The sequence below is a fragment of the Paracoccus benzoatiresistens genome, assembly GCF_026913015.1.
Taxonomy (GTDB): Bacteria; Pseudomonadota; Alphaproteobacteria; order Rhodobacterales; family Rhodobacteraceae; genus Paracoccus; species Paracoccus benzoatiresistens.
In genome coordinates, this window is sequence record NZ_JAPTYD010000005.1 from 127,300 (window position 1) to 143,910 (window position 16,611).

Sequence of the window (16,611 nt, forward strand, 5' to 3'; positions counted from 1 at the left end):
AACACATGGGACAGATAACCCTTCAAGGCGTGGCCAAGCGCTTTGGTGAGGTCGAGGTGATCCCGCCGCTGGATCTGGCGATCGAGGACGGCGAGTTCGTGGTCTTCGTCGGTCCGTCCGGCTGCGGCAAGTCCACGCTGCTGCGCCTGATCGCGGGGCTTGAGGATGTGAGCGGCGGGCGCATCCTGATCGACGGGGCGGACGCGACCGAGGCCTCGCCCGCCAAGCGCGGGCTGGCGATGGTGTTCCAGTCCTATGCGCTTTACCCGCACATGTCGGTCAGGAAGAACATCGCCTTCCCGATGAAGATGGCGGGCGTTCCCAAGGGCGAACAGGATCGCCGGATCGAGGCCGCGGCCAAGGCGCTGAACCTGACCAGCTATCTTGACCGCCGCCCCGGCCAGTTGTCGGGCGGCCAGCGCCAGCGTGTGGCGATCGGCCGCGCCATCGTTCGCGAACCGGCGGCCTTCCTGTTCGACGAGCCGTTGTCGAACCTGGACGCCGCGCTGCGGGTCGGAATGCGGCTGGAGATCAGCGAGCTGCACAACCGCCTGAAGACGACGATGATCTATGTCACCCACGACCAGGTCGAGGCGATGACCATGGCCGACAAGATCGTGGTCCTGCAGGCCGGCCGGATCGAGCAGGTGGGATCGCCGCTGGAGCTTTACCACCACCCCCGCAACGTCTTTGTCGCGGCCTTCATCGGCAGCCCGAAGATGAACCTGTTTTCCGGGTCGGTCGCTGCGGAATACGGTGCCCAGAACATCGGCGTGCGCCCCGAGCATATCCGCATCTCGGCCGACAGCGGCAAGTGGAAGGGTCGCGTCGGCGTCAGCGAACACCTGGGTTCCGACAGCTTCTTCTATGTCGAGGACACCGGCCTGGCGGAAACCATCACCGTCCGTTCGACCGGAGAGGTCAGCCTGCATCACGGCGACACCGTCTGGCTGACCCCGGCCGAGGACAAGATTCACAAATTCGACAAGAACGGAGACCGCATCCGATGAGACGGTTGGACGGCAAGCGCGCGCTGATCACCGGCGCCGCGCGCGGCATCGGGCTGGAATTCGCCCGCGCCTATCTGGCGGAAGGCGCCCGCGTGGCGATCTGCGACATCAACATCGACGCCGCGCAGAAGGCGGCCGAGGGCTTGGGCGAAGGCGCCATCGCCGTGCGGCTGGACGTGACCGACCAGGCCTCGATCGACGCTTGCGTGGCGACGGTCGAGGATGCTCTTGGCGGCATCGACATCCTGGTCAACAACGCCGCCCTGTTCACCGCGGCCCCCATCGTGGAAATCACCCGCGCCGATTACGACCGCATCTTCGCGGTCAATGTCGCGGGCACGCTGTTCATGATGCAGGCCGTCGCGCGCGGCATGGTCGGGCGCGGGCAGGGCGGCAAGATCATCAACATGGCCTCGCAGGCCGGGCGGCGCGGCGAGGCGCTGGTCTCCGTCTATTGCGCCAGCAAGGCCGCTGTCATCAGCCTGACGCAGTCCGCCGGCCTGAACCTGATCGAGCATGGCATCAACGTTAACGCCATCGCGCCGGGCGTTGTCGATGGCGAACATTGGGACGGGGTGGACGCCTTCTTCGCCAAATACGAAAACAAGGCCCCCGGCCAGAAGAAGAAGGAGGTCGGCGAGGCCGTCCCCTTCGGCCGCATGGGCACCGCGGCCGACCTGACCGGCATGGCGATCTTCCTCGCCTCGTCCGAGGCCGACTATATCGTCGCCCAGACATACAACGTCGATGGCGGCAACTGGATGAGCTGACGCTTGTCCCTTAGAAGAAAGGTTCGGCCATGGCCGTTTCATTGAACGCATCCGCCCTGCACGGTCTGCCCGATGCCGTGGGCCGCCCCGGCTATGACCGTGCGGCACTGCGCCCCGGCATCGTCCATGTGGGCGTCGGCAACTTCCACCGCGCGCACATGGCCTTCTACCTCGACCGCCTGTTCGACATGGGCGAAGGGCAGGACTGGGCGCTGATCGGCGCGGGCGTGCGTCCGGGCGACGCCGCGATGCGAGACCGGCTGGCCGCGCAGGACTGGCTGACCACGGTGGTGGAACTGGACCCGAACGGGCTGAACGCGCGGGTGATCGGGTCCATGGTCGATTTCGTGCCGGTCGATCCGCAGGCGGTGATTTCGGCAATGGCCGATCCCGCGATCCGCATCGTGTCCCTGACGATCACCGAGGGCGGCTATTATGTCGATGCCAAGACCGACGGCTTCGACGCGGCCCATCCCGACATCGCCCATGACGCGGCCAACCCCGACGCGCCGCGCACGGTGTTCGGCATGATCCTGGCGGCGCTGCGCCGGCGGCGGGATGCCGGAAGCGAGCCCTTCACCGTCATGTCCTGCGACAACCTGCCGGAGAACGGCCACGTCTGCGCCCGCACGGTCACGGAACTGGCGCAACTGTCCGACCCGGCGCTGGCCCAATGGGTGCGGGGAAACGTCGCCTTCCCGAACTCGATGGTGGATTGCATCACCCCCGCCACCTCGGATCGCGAGCGCGCCCTGGTGCGCGACCGCTTCGGCCTCATCGACGCCGCCCCCGTGGTTTGCGAGCCCTTCCGCCAATGGGTGCTGGAAGACAACTTCCCCCAGGGCCGCCCGCCGCTGGAAAAGGTCGGCGCCGAATTCGTCGCGGATGTGAGTCGCCACGAGCTGATGAAGCTGCGGATCCTGAATGGCGGGCACGCGGCCATCGCCTATCCCTCGGCGCTGCTGGGCCATCACTTCGTCCATGACGCCATGGCCGATCCGCAGATCGAGGCCTGGCTGCGCGCCCTGGAAACGCGCGAGATCATCCCCACGCTGCAACCGATCCCCGGCGTCAGCTATGACGACTATCTTGAACTGATCGTCAGTCGCTTCGCCAACCCCGAGGTGGGCGACACGATCCCGCGCCTGTGCCTGGACGGGTCGAACCGGCAGCCAAAATTCATCTTGCCGACGCTGGCCGATGCGCTGAAGGACGACCGCGATATCGAGGGCCTGGCGCAAGAAGTCGCCTTCTGGTGCCGCTATTGCGAGCGTCGGGACGAAGCCGGAAACGAGATCGCGCCGAACGACGACAACAGCGACGCCCTGCGCGACTATGCCGTCGCCTCGCGCGCCGATCCGCTGGCCTTCCTGGCGAACGAAACCGTGTTCGGCCCGCTGGCCGCCAACCCGCGCTTCCAGGAGGCTTTCGCCCGCCGGCTGAAGATCGTGCAGGACCAGGGCGTGCGCGCCGCAATCGACAGCTATCTGGCGGGCGTCTGACCCGCAATGAAAAAGACCGGCCCTTTAGGGGGCCGGTCTTTTCTTGTGCATCAGATCAGGGCCGCAGCGTCTGGATCGTCACATAGCCCAGGTTCGGGCCGATCCACTGGCGCGACACGGCGATCTGACCGCCCTGGACCATGTAGCTGTTCTGGAAGGTGGCGCCATGGCCTTCGCAGTTTTCGACCGTCACACCGGGCGCAGGGCCCGCGCCGACGTTGCAGGCGAATTGCAAGGGCCGCTCCACCCCATCGCCCGCGAAATAGCGCATCACGCGCGTGCCGCTGCCCGAGGCACCGGCACGGATCAGCGCTTCGGTCTGCGGTTCCGCGACCGACAGGTCATGGCCTAGGCCGCGCGTGCCGATCAGCATACCGCCGCGCAGGATCAGCGCCTCTTCGGCGGGGGTCATGAAGGTGCGCATGCTGCCGTTCTGGCCGGTCATCGCCATCACTTGCGTGCGGCCCAGGCTTTCGAAGCCGGCCTGGACCAACGGACCGGGATTGACGCGCAGCGCCTCGGCCGCAGCTTCCTCGGGCGACTTGGCCGGCGCGGCGGGCTGGCTGGCGGCGCGGCGCTGCGCCACCACCTCGCCGGCGGTCTGGGCCAGTACGCCGACCCAGCCGTCGCCTTCGCTGTCATTGCCGCAACCGGCAAGGCCGGCCACCAGCGACGTCGCCAGCGCGATCTTCAGGACGCCGTTCATCATCGCCAGAACCTCCCCCAGCCTTCATAAAGTTTGACGGAATGGCTGTCCCGTACCTGGTCATACAGGCGATCCCTGACGTTCAGCTGCGCGCCGCCATCACGCGACAGCGACCGCACATCGGCATCGACGCGTTCGCGCGTCGCCTGCCCGGTGGCCCAGCCAAGCGGGATCGACAGCGTGACGCCCTTGTCGAAGCTGCCCTCGCCGAATTCCTCGGCGGACAGGTCGGTCTTGGTGGCATAGGCCCCGATCCGCCAGCCATTGGCGAATTCGCGCGTCAGCGTGACGGTCGCGCCCTTGTCGCCGGCCAGATACTTGCCGACATCCAGCTGCGCCGTGAACCCTTGGGCGAATTCGTAATAGGCCGAGACATGGCCCATCGTGACCTCGTAGTCGCGGAACTCGAACAGCTGGTCGAAGTCGCGCTTCCTCACGCGGTTGACCTCGGCCCCGAGCGCCAGGGGCGAATTGGCCGGCTTCCACAGCACCTCGGCCGAAACGCCGCCAAAGGCGCGTTCCAGCAGGCCGCCGGTGACGCGGGTATAGACCGTGGGCGCGGGCTTGGCGTACCAGGCCAGCGTCAGTTCCGGGATGACCGGGTCGCTGTTGCCGGTGTACATGCGCGAATCCGAACGCACCCGCGGCACGCCCTCGGGCGTGGTTTCCAGCGCGGGGTTGGCCTCGTATTCCTCGGGCGTGAAGTATTCGCCGCGACCGCAGCGGCCATAAGCCTCGCAGAACTCGGGATCGCTCGGGATGGCGGGGCCGCGGTGCTCGATATTGCCGAAGGCCCGCTGGCGCAGGGCGCCGGTCAGGACCACTCCGGGCGCGACCTCGTAGCTTGCGCGCCCTTCGGCCCCGACCTCGTAGGTCAGCCCGTCCTCGGCGCTGAAGACGCCCAGGGTCAGGTAGGGTTTGATGGACCAGCGGAAGCGCGGATAGACGCCCTCGCTGGGCACCAGTCCGGGCGCGCCTGCCGGGGCATCGGACAGGGCCGCCGCGTTCGCGATCTGCCCGGCCTCGGTATTCTCCAGCCGTTCCACGTCCGAGCGGCGGACGGTGACGGATGACGTGGGAATGCCATCGGCGGTCGAGGTGATGACAAAGGTCTCGACCGAGGGGGGCAGGGCGCGGGTCATCAGGCGCGCGGTGCGTCCGATGGCCTCGGCCTGGCTGACATAGCGCCTGTTGCGCATCCGGACCTCGGCCCGGTTGGCGGACAGGGCCATGCTTTCAAGGGTCTGGCCTTCCTTGGACATGGCTTCGCCAAGCGCGGTCTGGATCGCGGGCTGCGCGCTCGGGTCCTGCGCCCAGGTTCCCGACCAGCCTTCGGGATCGGCCGAGGGCGCCGGGCGCGGGCGAACCGGAGCCGGCGCCTTTTCAAGGCCCGACGGATAGGGCGCCTCGCGCGGGTTCAGGGCGATCGTGAACTGCGCGCCGACGGTGTTGCCGCCGATGGTATAGGCGCCGACCTCGTAGTTCTGGCCGAACCGGTAGAAGGCGCCAAGGTTCAGGCCGCTGTCCGGCTCCTTGCCCTGCTGGAAGACCTCGCCGTTGCTGTAGCGGGCAAGGTAATCGTTGTTGGAATATTCCGCGACCAGGTTCAGCCGGTCATTGACCTGCCAACTGACCGAGGCAAAGGGCCTTGCACCGCCCCGGAACCATTCGTCGATGTTGGGCGTGCCGCCTTCGTCATCGATGTCGATGGTGCGCGGCTCGCCCGCCAGCACGCCCCAGCCAAGACCGGCCGAGACACGGACCGATGGCGTCACGTTCTTGGTTGCGACGATGTATTCACCCGAATAGACGCCGGTGCCCAGGAAGTCCTGCAGGCCGATTGAAACCGCCGGCCGCCAGCCTTCTTCGTCCACCACCTGATAGCGCAGGTCCAGAGACCGGTCCGTGATATAGCCGTCGTCGCGGTAGTCGTTGATGCCATCGACGCGGGAATAGCGCAGCACCGTGGTCAGGCCCGGCAGCGCCTGGAAGACAACGCTGCTGCGCCTGCCGTAGTCGGACCAGGACACCGTGGCGCCCAGGGTTCCGTCCTGCAGCGTTTCCGCCGTGGGCGTGTCGATCCCCCCGGGCAGGCCGAAGGTGGACATGTTCCGGCTGTACATCGGGTCCGCGACGGCGGTCGTGCTGACCGAGCCCAGCACCAGGGCCACAGGCAGGGTGGTCGCCATGAGGCGTCCTAGAAGGGGGGATCGGCGCATAGGTGGGCGTGTCCTCGTTCTGCTTTTTGGCCGGATCATAGGCGTAAACCGCCCCGCTGGCAGCCCTTTGACGCAACATGGGGGACAAGGTGCGTCTTGGCTGCCGCAGGGGGCGCGCCGATCACTCGGCGGGCTCGGTCGTGGTCGTCTGGTCCGCCGGTGCCGCGGGCGCGGCCGGGGTTGCCGGCAGCACCGGCGCGGCGGGCGTGGTCGCCGCTGCCGGGGCATCCGCCGCCGGCGGGGGCGGCAGGTCCGCGGTTCCTTCCGAGGCAGGTGCGGCAGGAGTGCTGGCGGCGGGTGGAGTCGTCGTCGCCGGGGTGCTGGCGGGCGGCGTCTGTTCCACGGCTTCCGGCGCCGGGGTGGTGGCTGCCGGGGTGGTGGTTGCCGGGGTTGCGGCGGGCTTTTCCTCGGTCGCTGCTGCCGGCGTCGGGGCCGGGCGGGCGGCGGCAGGACGCCGGGTCGTCGTGGCCTGACGCGGTGCTGCGGGCGCAGGTGCCTTGGTGGCGGCCACGGCCTGGGCAACCTCGGGCGTGGCCGGGGCGGCGCAGCCGGCCTGCGACTTGCCGGACACGGTCAGGCGCGCGGTGAAGGGGAAGTCCTGGCCGGACGCGCTGTCCTCGCATTCGGCGGCGCGGACATTCAGCACGAAGGGACGGCCCGCATGGACGCCCACATATTCGACGCCCTGCGCGAAGGCCAGGCGGTTGACGCGGATCGGGCGGCCCTTCGAGCTGTCGGGCGTCTTGTAGATCGCGGTGCTGCCTGCGACATCCACGGACCAGGCCGGTTCGTTCCCGCGCGCGCTGAAGGCGGTCGTGTTGTAGGTGCTGGCCTCGGCGGTGGAGACGGGCTTCAACTCGGCCCCGGTCTCGATCGGCTGTTCCAGGGGCGAGACGCCCGGAGGCCCCTTGTGGCCCTGGACCTGCGGGGCGGCGGTGCCGAGGCCGGGAAGGTTGACGCCCTCGCAGGCGGCAAGCGGCAGGGTCATCAGCGCGATGAGTGCAAGACGCGGTGTCATCGGTCAGCCTTCTATGGGGATCACTGTCGCGCCAGCGTTAGCAACCGCCGCGCGGGCGCACAAGCGCGTGACAGCACTTGCAGCGACAGCCCGCCGGATCGTCGATCAACAATTCGGGACGTTGACCGCCAGCCCGCCCAGAGAGGTTTCCTTGTACTTGTCCGACATGTCGCGGCCGGTCTGGCGCATCGTCTCGATAGCCGCGTCCAGCGGCACGAAATGCTTGCCGTCGCCGCGCAGCGCCAGGCTTGCCGCGCTGACGGCCTTGATCGCGCCCAGGCCGTTGCGTTCGATGCAGGGCACCTGCACCAGGCCTTTCACCGGGTCGCAGGTCATGCCCAGGTGATGTTCCAGCGCTATCTCGGCGGCGTTCTCCACCTGCTCGGGCGTGCCGCCCAGGACCGCCGCAAGGCCCGCCGCGGCCATGGCGGAGGCGCTGCCCACCTCGGCCTGGCAACCCGCCTCGGCCCCCGAGATGCTGGCATTGTGCTTGACCAGGCCGCCGATGGCCGCGGCCGTCAGCAGGAATTCGGGGATGTCGCGTTCCGACGCGCCCGGCACATGGTCCAGCCAGTAGCGGATCACGGCGGGAACCGTGCCCGCCGCCCCGTTCGTGGGCGCGGTCACGACCTGGCCGCCAGCCGCGTTCTCCTCGTTCACGGCCATGGCATAGGTGGACATCCAGTCGTTGATGACATGGGGCGCGGTCAGGTTCATGCCGCGTTCCGCGATCAGCTTTTCATGGATGGCCTTGGCGCGGCGGCGCACGGACAGGCCGCCGGGCAGGATGCCATCGCTGGTCAGGCCGCGGTCCATGCAGTCGCGCATCACCTGCCAGATTCGCATCAGCCCGTCGCGAATCTCGGCCTCGCTGCGGAAGACCCTTTCATTGTCGTGCTTCATCCGGGCGATGGACTTGCCCGATCTTTCCGCCATCTCCAGCATCTCGGCCGCGCTGGCAAAGGGGAAGGGCACGGTGGGGGCATCGTCGCTGCGTCCCTCGCCGCCCTTGCGGGCCAGTTCCTCGTCGGTCAGCACGAACCCCCCGCCGATCGAGTAATAGATGCGGTGAAAGATCACGTCGCCCTGCGCGTCCGTCGCCGAAAGCGTCATGCCGTTGGCGTGCCCGGGCAAGGCATGGTCGTAATCGAAGCGCAGGTCGCGGTCGGGGTCGAAAACCAGATCGCCAAGCCCCACGGGCGACAGCAGGTGCGTTTCGCGGTTCTTCGCCAGCGCAGCTTCCGCCGCCTCCGCATCCAGGGTGGCGGGGACAAAGCCCGCAAGCCCCAGGATCGTCGCGCGGTCCGTCGCGTGGCCCTTGCCGGTAAAGGCAAGGCTGCCGTGCAGGCTGGCCTTCAGCCCCTGCGCCTTGAAGGGCTGCTGGCGCAATTCGTCCAGAAAGCGCGCACCCGCGACCATCGGGCCCATCGTGTGCGAGGATGACGGGCCGACGCCCACCTTGAACAGGTCGAAAACCGACAGGAACATGCGTCCCCCTTGTAATTTGGCATTCATCTAAGCATCTGGCCCGCCAAAGGCCATTCAGATTGCGACACTTGGGCTGGATCTTAGCGGCACCGGCAGGCAAGCGGCTGTTGCTGAGAAAGCAGGCGATGTGCCACAAATATAGGCAATCTTCCGGGTGGTCAAAGAGGCGGCAGTCAAGCCTGCTGCCATCATCTTGCGACTGGCAACGGTCAGGGCGAAGGACAGGTTTATGCAATTCGGCGATCCGATCATTCTTGGCGACACGCGGCTTGGACCGCCGGTGTTTCTTGCGCCCATGGCGGGAATCACCGATCTGCCGTTTCGCCGCGCCGTTGCGCGCCACGGGGCCGGCCTGATGGTCAGCGAAATGGTCGCCTCGACCGAGATGGTGACGCCACGCCCATCGACCCGCGCCGCCGTCCGGGCAAAGGCCCTGACCGAAGGCGCGTTGCCCGTCAGCGTGCAGATCGCGGGGCGCGAGGCAGGTGCCATGGCCGAAACCGCCCGCATCGTCGAAGGCATGGGCGCGCGGATCATCGACATCAACATGGGCTGCCCGGCCAAGAAGGTCACGGGCGGGCTGTCGGGCGCGGCGCTGATGCGTGACCTGGATCACGCCCTGACGCTGATCGACGCCGTGGTGGGGGCGGTGTCCGTCCCCGTCACGCTGAAGATGCGGCTTGGCTGGGACGATGACTGCCTCAACGCGCCCGAACTGTCGCGCCGTGCCTCGGATGCGGGCATCCGAATGCTGACCGTGCATGGCCGGACGCGCGCGCAGTTCTACAAGGGGCAGGCCGACTGGACGCGCATCCGCGCGGTCGCGAACCTGCCGGGCCGCCCGCCGCTGGTCGCCAATGGCGATGTGGTGGACGCGGCATCCGCCCGTGCGGCGCTTGCGGCCTCGGGCGCCGAGGCGGTCATGGTCGGGCGCGGCGCGCAGGGTGCGCCTTGGCGGCTGGCGCAGATCGCGCATGACCTGACCGGCAGCCCCGCCCCCGACGTGCCCCGGGGCGACGCCCTGGCCGATGCCGTTGCCGAACATTACGAGGATATCCTGGACTTCTATGGCGCCGAACTGGGCCTGCGCGTCGCCCGCAAGCATCTGGGCTGGTATGCGGATTCGAACGGCGCGCCCTTGCGTGACCAGATGCTGCGCGCCGACAGCCCGGCGGCGACGCTGGCGCTGATCCGCCAGGCCTTTGCCGATGCAAGGGTGGCTGCATGACGCCCCGCGGCCCGGCCGGATTTGACCAGGTGCGCCCCGGTCCCGGCTGGGACGCCCTGCCGCTGCCGGCGCTGGTGCTGGACGGCCAGGGCCGCGTGGCCGCCATGAACGACGCCGCCGAAATCTGGCTGAACATGTCCCGCAACTCGACAGTCGGGCGGCTGCTCGACGGGGACGAGATGCGGACGCGCTTGCGCATCCATCCGTCGTTGTCGCCGCTGGTCTGTCGGGTGATGAAGGGCGACGAGGCGCTGTATCACCCCAACGTCTGCTTCGAGATCGGCGACCGCGCGGGCGGCCACCAGGACCGCCACGCCGCCGTCCATGCCGGCCCCGCCGCAGAGTTCGGCGGAGCCGTGTCGCTGCTGCTGGTGCCGCTGGACGAGGCGGGGTTGCAGACGCAGAACCGCGCCGTCCGCACCGCCGCCCGCAGCGCCATCGGCATGGCCGAGATGCTGGCGCACGAGATCAAGAACCCGCTGGCCGGGATCCGGGGCGCGGCGCAGCTGATCGGCATGAATGCATCGCCCGACGACCGCGAGATGGCCGAGATGATCGTCAGCGAATCGAAGCGCATCGTCTCGCTGCTGGAGCAGGTGGAACGCTTCGGCGATACCTCGGCCCCGAACCTGCGGCCCATCAATGTCCATGACGTGCTGGAAAAGGTCCGCCGGTTGGCCCACGTCGGCTTTGCCAGGAAGATCGCCATCTTCGCGGAATACGACCCCTCGCTGCCCGATGCCCTGGCCGATGCCGACCAGCTGACGCAGGTCTGCCTGAACCTGGTCAAGAACGCGGCCGAGGCGCTGAAGGACACCGGGCACCCGGCGATCCGGCTGCGCAGCTTCTATGACCACACCCTGCGCCTTCCCCCGGACGTGAATGATCCGGCCGGCCGTCCCTTGCCCCTGCAGATCGAGATCGAGGACAACGGCCCCGGCCTTCCGCCCGCCATTGCCGACCAGATCTTCGAGCCCTTCGTCTCGGGCCGCGAGAACGGGACCGGCCTGGGGCTGGCGCTTGTCAGCAAGATCATCACCGACCACGGCGCGCTGATCCGCGTGGACAGCCGCCCCGGCCGCACCGTTTTCCGCATATCATTGCCCAAGGCATAAGGACCGACGCCATGGACGGAACCGTTCTGATCGCCGACGACGACCGCACCATCCGAACGGTGCTGACACAGGCGCTGACCCGCGCCGGCTGCCGGGTTCACGCGACGGGCAGCCTGGCGCAACTGTCGAAATGGGTCGAGGAAGGCCGGGGCGATCTGGTCATCACCGACGTGATGATGCCCGACGGCAACGGCATCGACCGCATCCCTGCTATCCGCGAGGTGCGGCCGGACCTGCCTGTCATCGTCATCTCGGCCCAGAACACCATCGTCACCGCCATCCGCGCGACCGAGGCCGAGGCCTTCGAATACCTGCCCAAGCCCTTCGATCTGCCCGACCTGATGGCCAAGGCGAACCAGGCCCTGTCGCGCCGTCCGCGCAAGTCCGACCCGGTGCCCGAGATGATCCCCGCGCGGCGTCCCAGCACCGACCCGGCCATGCCGCTGATCGGCCATGCGCCCGCCATGCAGGCGCTGTTCCGCATGGTCGCGCGCGTCCTGAACGCGGATCTGCCGGTCCTGATCGCCGGTGAACCGGGCGTCGGCAAGACCACGATCGCGCGTTCCTTCCACGACCTGTCGGACCGCAGCGACCATGGCCTGGCGATCCTGACCTCGGCCGACGCCAGCGAGGAGGCGATCACCCGCGCGGCCGAGAAGGCGCGCGGCGGCACGATCGTGATCGAGAATCCGCCAGGCTTCGATCCCGCCGCGCAGGCCCGGCTGATCGGCCTGATCGAGTCGATGGAAAGCGGCCCCGACCGCGCCATGGCCCCGCGCATCGTGGCAACCATCGGTCCCGATCCCCAGGCCGATGTGACGGCGGGGCGGCTGCGGTCGGATCTGTACTACCGGCTGGCGGGGGTGACGGTCACGGTGCCGCCGCTCCGCGCCCGCGTGGACGACATCCTGCCCCTGGCGAACCACCTGCTGGCGCGTGCGGCCACGCAAGGGCTGCCCGATCGCACGCTTGGCGACGACGCGGCCAGCCTGCTGCGCGCCCATGCCTTTCCCGGCAACGTGCGCGAGTTGGAAAACATGATGCGCCGTCTGGCGCTGACCGCCAGCGCCGCCGCCATCACCGCGCCCGAGATGCGAGAGGCGCTGAGCCAGCAGGGCGGCACCCGCGCGGCCCCGCTTGCGGCCGCGCCGGTCCCGGTCGCCCAGCCCGCCGAGGACGGCGCCATTTCGCTGGGCTATCAGCTGGGCGGCAACGGCCCCCTGTCGGATTCGGTCGAGGCGCATCTGCAGCGCTATTTCGACCTGCATGGGGACAGCCTCCCTCCGCCGGGCCTATATGACCGCATCTTGCGAGAGATCGAGCGTCCCTTGCTTCAGGTCGCGCTGGACGCCACGGGCGGCAATCAGCTGAGATGCGCTGATCTGCTGGGAATAAACCGCAATACCCTGCGCAAGAAGCTGACCGAGCTGAATATCGAGGTGACACGGCGCCGCAAACTGATGTAAAACCGCCACAGGGGCAGCGTCACCCGTATCGGTGCTGCAACAGAAAGCCGCGAAAGACGGCAAGTGGGGGCTATGGCAGGCGCCGTGTCAGGGCTGGGCTGGGACAGGCTCGCAAAGGTCAAGCTGCCGCGTCGCTGGCGCGGTGCAATGACTGCTGGAGTGTTGATCGCCGGCATCCTGCTGGCGGGCGCCACGATGACCGTTCTCGGCCCGCTGGCGCAGGGCGCCGAAAGCCGGATGCTGCGGCTGATCCTGCTTCTGGATCTGGCATATCTGATCGTGCTGATCGGGATCATCGTGCTGCGCATGGCCCGGCTGATCACCGCCCGGCGCAAGACCGCCGCCGGATCGCGGCTGCACGCGCGGCTGGTGCTGATCTTTGCCGGTCTGGCCCTCGTGCCCACGGTGCTGGTCGCGCTGTTTGCGGGCTTCCTGGTCAATATCGGACTTGAAGGCTGGTTCTCTGGCCGGGTGCAGCAGGTGGTCACGACCTCTCAGGCGGCTGCCGAAGCCTATCAGGAGGAGCACCGCCGCGACCTGACCGAGGATGCGAAGGCCCTGGCCGGCGTGCTGACCCAGGCCGGGCGGGCCAATCCGCTGATCGACGACGGCGAATTGCGGCTGCTGCTGGGGCAGGGTCAGGCGATGATCCAGCGCGGCCTGCGCGAGGCCTATGTCATCAACGGCAATGGCGAAATCCGCGCCCGAGGCGAACGGTCCTACCTGTTCTGGTACGAGGCCCCGGAAAGCAGCGACCTAGACCGCGCGCAGACCGAAGGCGTGGTGCTGATCGAAGATTGGCAGAACAACGAATTCCGCGCCCTGGTTGCCCTGCCGCCGCTGGCCGACCGCTATCTGTATGTGACGCGCGACGTGGACGGCGACCTGCTGGGCCTGGTGGACGACACCCGCGCGACCGTCGGCAGCTATCGCCAACTGGAACAGACACGCAGCCAGGTGCTGTTCGAATTCTCGCTGGTCTATCTGGCATTCGCGCTGCTTCTGGTCGCGGCTGCGGTGTTGCTGGGGCTTTGGTTCGCATCGCGCCTGTCGCGGCCCATCGGGCTTCTTGCCCAGGCCAGCGAGCAGGTGGGCCACGGCAACCTGGACATTCAGGTGCCCGAGCCGGATACCGGCGACGAGATCCAGACGCTGGGCCAGTCCTTCAACCGCATGACCCGCCAGCTGAAGGCGCAGCGCGAGGAGTTGATCGACAGCTATCGTGTCAGCGACGAACAGCGGCGGCTGTTCGACAACGTGCTGTCCTCCGTCACCTCTGGCGTGATCGGCCTTGATGCGGCGGGCGAGATCGACTTTGTCAACCGTTCCGCAAGCCGCCTGCTGGGGCTGGATCCTAAGCGTGACATCGACGCGCTGCTGTCCGAGGCGGTGCCCGAATTCGCGCCCCTGTTCGACCGCCTGTCGGCATCGGTGGCCGAGACCGTCCAGGACGAGGTCCGGCTGATGCGCGAAGGCCGGGTCGAAAGCCTGCTGGTGCGCATGGCGGTCCGGCGCGGCACCGATGGTGGGCTGGAGGGCTATGTCGTGGCCTTCGACGATGTGACCGAGCTTGTGACCGCGCAGCGCATGGCAGCCTGGGGCGACGTTGCCCGGCGCGTCGCGCACGAGATCAAGAACCCGCTGACCCCCATCCAGCTGTCGGCCGAACGCCTGCGCCGCAAGTTCGGCAAGCTGGCCAGTCCCGAGGACAAGGCATCCCTGGACCAGTATACCGACGTCATCATCCGCCAGACGGGCGACCTGCGCCGGATCGTGGACGAGTTCAGCCGATTCGCCCGGATGCCCGAACCCGACCGCGCCGAGATCGACCTGGCCGCCCTGTTGAAGGAAGTCGCGCTGCTGCAGCAGGATGCGCTGAAGGGGGCCCTTTCGACGCAGATCCCGGACCAGCCGGTGATCGTGGACTGCGACGGCGGGATGCTGCGGCAGGCCTTCACAAACTTGTTGAAGAATGCGGGAGAGGCCGTTGAGGAAAAGGCGGAAAATCCTCCGGAAGACTGGTCTCCCCACATCGGCGTCCTGATGCAGGCCGATCATGATGCCGTCACGATCCGCATCACCGACAACGGCCCGGGATTGCCCGCCGACCGGTCGCGTTTGTTCGAGCCTTACGTGACCATGAAGGCCAGCGGCACTGGCCTTGGCCTGCCCATCGTCAAGAAGATCGTCGAGGAACACGGCGGCAGTCTTTCCCTTTCGGACAGGCCCGACGGGCAGGGGGCCATGGCCGAGATACGCCTTCCGCGGGAACGCCATCCCGTCCGGGGCGCGCAGCGTAAAACCAAAACAAAAGAAGATGAGGCAGCACCGATATGAGCGATATCCTGATCGTTGACGACGAGCGTGATATCCGCGAACTGGTCGCGGATATCTTGAAGGATGAGGGGTTCGAGACGCGCCTCGCCGCGAACTCGGACGAGGCGCTGGCGGCCCTGAACGACCGCCAGCCCGCGCTGATGGTCCTGGACATCTGGCTGAAGGACAGCCGGATGGACGGGATCGACATCCTGAAGCAGGTCAAGCGCAACAACCCCGACGTGCCCGTGATCATCATCTCGGGGCACGGAAATATCGAGATCGCGGTCGCGGCGATCAAGCAGGGCGCCTACGACTTCATCGAAAAGCCCTTCAACATCGACCAGCTGATGGTGGTGGTGAACCGGGCAATGGAAACCAGCCGCCTGCGCCGGGAAAACAGCACCCTGCGGCGCGGCGGGGATCGGGCGACCGAAATGCTGGGCCATTCGGTGGCCTTCAAGCGGTTGCGCGATGCGCTGGACAAGGTGGCGAAATCGAACGGCCGCGTGATGCTGTCCGGAGAGCCGGGCACCGGAAAGGAAATGGCCGCGCGCTATATCCACGCCCACAGCCCGCGCGGCAGCGCGCCCTTTGTCACCGTCCCTTGCGCCACCATCGAGCCCGAGCGGATGGAGGAGGTGCTGTTCGGCCGCGAGACCCCCGAGCGTGGGATCGAGCCGGGCCTGCTGGAACAGGCCCACGGCGGCGTCATCTATTTCGACGAAGTGGGCGACATGCCCTTGGGAACGCAGCCGAAAATCCTTCGGGTCCTGACCGAGCAGCAGTTCGTGCGGGCCGGGGGCGCGGACCGCGTCCGGGTCGACTTGCGGGTGATTTCATCGACCAACCGCGACCTGCCCGCGGAAATCGCGGCGGGCCGGTTCCGGCAGGAGCTTTATGATCGGCTGAACGTCGTGCCGGTAGCCGTGCCCTCGCTGATCGAACGGCGTGACGACATCGCCCTGCTGGCGCGCCACTTCATCGACCAGTTCCACAAGACCCAGGGGTTGCCGCCCCGCGACCTGCCCGAGGAAACGGTCGCCGCCCTGCAGTCCATGCGCTGGCCCGGCAACATCCGCCAGTTGCGCAACGTGATCGAACGGGTGCTGATCCTGGCCGAGGAAAGCGGCCCCATCCAACCCGCCGAACTGGAGCCGCAGGGCGCCACCCCCGACAACAGCGACGCCCTCAGCCTTGGCCCGCAGATCACCGCCATGGCCCTGCGCGAGGCGCGCGAGATGTTCGAGCGCGAATACCTGGTCGCCCAGATCAACCGCTTCGGCGGCAATATCAGCCGCACGGCGCAATTCGTGGGGATGGAGCGCAGCGCGCTGCATCGCAAGCTGAAATCCCTTGGTGTCGTTGGCGGGATGCGCCCCGAGGACGAGCTGCTGATGGGCAAGTAAGGCGCCGATCCGTGACCGGCGGCCTGCCCTTGGCAGGCGCCGGTCACGACCCGCGTCCTGGCACGGCGGGGAAGGCTGTCGGGGCAACAGCCATGCTTCTTGCCGAAGTGCGGGGCTGCAGACGGACCCCGGCATTCCGGCATCGGCATGATCCCTCCTTCATGTCGGATCTGCGACGCGGGTGGCATCACACAGAAGGCACCTTGGCCCGGCATGTTGCCGTAAGGTCAATTTACCACTTTTTTCGTATTGTCATCTACTATCCGCAACGACGGGTTGAACGCGGCGGTTTACCGCCGCCCGCGGCGTTGCGCGTGACGGTTGCGCCCCGCGAACCGGCGGCATAGGCAAGGCGTTACGCGGG

General features: G+C 67.7%; 12 protein-coding genes. 8 read left to right on the top strand and 4 right to left on the bottom strand.

Annotation, left to right across the window (positions count from 1 at the left end):
* The first annotated feature begins 5 nt into the window (after nucleotides 1–5).
* The 3 genes from OU682_RS06355 to OU682_RS06365 are packed head-to-tail and all read left to right on the top strand — an operon-like array spanning nucleotide 6 to nucleotide 3,282.
* A complete protein-coding gene (locus OU682_RS06355) occupies nucleotides 6–1,010 on the top strand; it encodes an ABC transporter ATP-binding protein (RefSeq protein ID WP_268941232.1) in 1,005 nt (334 codons plus the stop codon).
* Nucleotides 1,007–1,780: an L-iditol 2-dehydrogenase gene (locus OU682_RS06360; protein WP_268941233.1), complete on the top strand. Its 774-nt coding sequence runs from the start codon at nucleotides 1,007–1,009 to the stop codon at nucleotides 1,778–1,780. The genes OU682_RS06355 and OU682_RS06360 overlap by 4 nt, the downstream gene beginning before the upstream one ends.
* Before the next feature lie 29 nt (nucleotides 1,781–1,809).
* Nucleotides 1,810–3,282: a mannitol dehydrogenase family protein gene (locus OU682_RS06365; protein WP_268941234.1), complete on the top strand. Its 1,473-nt coding sequence runs from the start codon at nucleotides 1,810–1,812 to the stop codon at nucleotides 3,280–3,282.
* A 55-nt stretch (nucleotides 3,283–3,337) separates the two neighbouring features.
* On the opposite strand, the gene OU682_RS06370 is transcribed toward OU682_RS06365, so the two are convergent.
* The 4 genes from OU682_RS06370 to OU682_RS06385 all read right to left on the bottom strand — a co-directional run bounded on the left by OU682_RS06370 (nucleotide 3,338) and on the right by OU682_RS06385 (nucleotide 8,713).
* Nucleotides 3,338–3,991, bottom strand: coding sequence for a YjbF family lipoprotein (locus OU682_RS06370; RefSeq protein ID WP_268941235.1), 654 nt, complete (start codon nucleotides 3,989–3,991; stop codon nucleotides 3,338–3,340).
* Complete coding sequence (locus tag OU682_RS06375) at nucleotides 3,988–6,177, bottom strand: YjbH domain-containing protein (protein WP_268941236.1); 2,190 nt, start codon at nucleotides 6,175–6,177, stop codon at nucleotides 3,988–3,990. Before OU682_RS06375 ends, OU682_RS06370 begins: the two co-directional genes overlap by 4 nt.
* Before the next feature lie 151 nt (nucleotides 6,178–6,328).
* On the bottom strand, nucleotides 6,329–7,225 hold the full coding sequence (locus tag OU682_RS06380; protein WP_268941237.1) for a hypothetical protein: 897 nt from the start codon (nucleotides 7,223–7,225) through the stop codon (nucleotides 6,329–6,331).
* Between the two features lie 105 nt (nucleotides 7,226–7,330).
* Nucleotides 7,331–8,713, bottom strand: a complete 1,383-nt coding sequence (locus OU682_RS06385) for an L-serine ammonia-lyase (protein ID WP_268941238.1) — start codon at nucleotides 8,711–8,713, stop codon at nucleotides 7,331–7,333.
* 229 nt (nucleotides 8,714–8,942) lie between these two features.
* Between OU682_RS06385 and dusB the strand changes: the two genes are divergently transcribed.
* From dusB to ntrX, 5 genes are all read left to right on the top strand, one after another.
* Nucleotides 8,943–9,941, top strand: a complete 999-nt coding sequence (dusB, locus tag OU682_RS06390; protein ID WP_268941239.1) for a tRNA dihydrouridine synthase DusB — start codon at nucleotides 8,943–8,945, stop codon at nucleotides 9,939–9,941.
* Nucleotides 9,938–11,056, top strand: coding sequence for a two-component system sensor histidine kinase NtrB (locus OU682_RS06395; protein WP_268941240.1), 1,119 nt, complete (start codon nucleotides 9,938–9,940; stop codon nucleotides 11,054–11,056). The genes dusB and OU682_RS06395 overlap by 4 nt, the downstream gene beginning before the upstream one ends.
* A gap of 11 nt (nucleotides 11,057–11,067) precedes the next feature.
* Nucleotides 11,068–12,522, top strand: a complete 1,455-nt coding sequence (locus OU682_RS06400; protein ID WP_268941241.1) for a response regulator — start codon at nucleotides 11,068–11,070, stop codon at nucleotides 12,520–12,522.
* A 72-nt stretch (nucleotides 12,523–12,594) separates the two neighbouring features.
* Nucleotides 12,595–14,859: a sensor histidine kinase NtrY-like gene (locus OU682_RS06405; protein WP_268941242.1), complete on the top strand. Its 2,265-nt coding sequence runs from the start codon at nucleotides 12,595–12,597 to the stop codon at nucleotides 14,857–14,859.
* Nucleotides 14,856–16,247, top strand: a complete 1,392-nt coding sequence (gene ntrX / locus OU682_RS06410; protein ID WP_268941243.1) for a nitrogen assimilation response regulator NtrX — start codon at nucleotides 14,856–14,858, stop codon at nucleotides 16,245–16,247. Before OU682_RS06405 ends, ntrX begins: the two co-directional genes overlap by 4 nt.
* The last annotated feature ends 364 nt before the right edge of the window (nucleotides 16,248–16,611 follow it).

What these genes read in the sequence shown, in the direction of transcription:
- OU682_RS06355 (WP_268941232.1), top strand. Translation starts at nt 6, where the DNA reads ATGGGACAGATAACCCTTCAAGGCGTGGCCAAGCGCTTTGGTGAGGTC.
- OU682_RS06360 (WP_268941233.1), top strand. Translation starts at nt 1,007, where the DNA reads ATGAGACGGTTGGACGGCAAGCGCGCGCTGATCACCGGCGCCGCGCGC.
- OU682_RS06365 (WP_268941234.1), top strand. Translation starts at nt 1,810, where the DNA reads ATGGCCGTTTCATTGAACGCATCCGCCCTGCACGGTCTGCCCGATGCC.
- OU682_RS06370 (WP_268941235.1), bottom strand. Translation starts at nt 3,991, where the DNA reads ATGATGAACGGCGTCCTGAAGATCGCGCTGGCGACGTCGCTGGTGGCC.
- OU682_RS06375 (WP_268941236.1), bottom strand. Translation starts at nt 6,177, where the DNA reads ATGGCGACCACCCTGCCTGTGGCCCTGGTGCTGGGCTCGGTCAGCACG.
- OU682_RS06380 (WP_268941237.1), bottom strand. Translation starts at nt 7,225, where the DNA reads ATGACACCGCGTCTTGCACTCATCGCGCTGATGACCCTGCCGCTTGCC.
- OU682_RS06385 (WP_268941238.1), bottom strand. Translation starts at nt 8,713, where the DNA reads ATGTTCCTGTCGGTTTTCGACCTGTTCAAGGTGGGCGTCGGCCCGTCA.
- dusB (WP_268941239.1), top strand. Translation starts at nt 8,943, where the DNA reads ATGCAATTCGGCGATCCGATCATTCTTGGCGACACGCGGCTTGGACCG.
- OU682_RS06395 (WP_268941240.1), top strand. Translation starts at nt 9,938, where the DNA reads ATGACGCCCCGCGGCCCGGCCGGATTTGACCAGGTGCGCCCCGGTCCC.
- OU682_RS06400 (WP_268941241.1), top strand. Translation starts at nt 11,068, where the DNA reads ATGGACGGAACCGTTCTGATCGCCGACGACGACCGCACCATCCGAACG.
- OU682_RS06405 (WP_268941242.1), top strand. Translation starts at nt 12,595, where the DNA reads ATGGCAGGCGCCGTGTCAGGGCTGGGCTGGGACAGGCTCGCAAAGGTC.
- ntrX (WP_268941243.1), top strand. Translation starts at nt 14,856, where the DNA reads ATGAGCGATATCCTGATCGTTGACGACGAGCGTGATATCCGCGAACTG.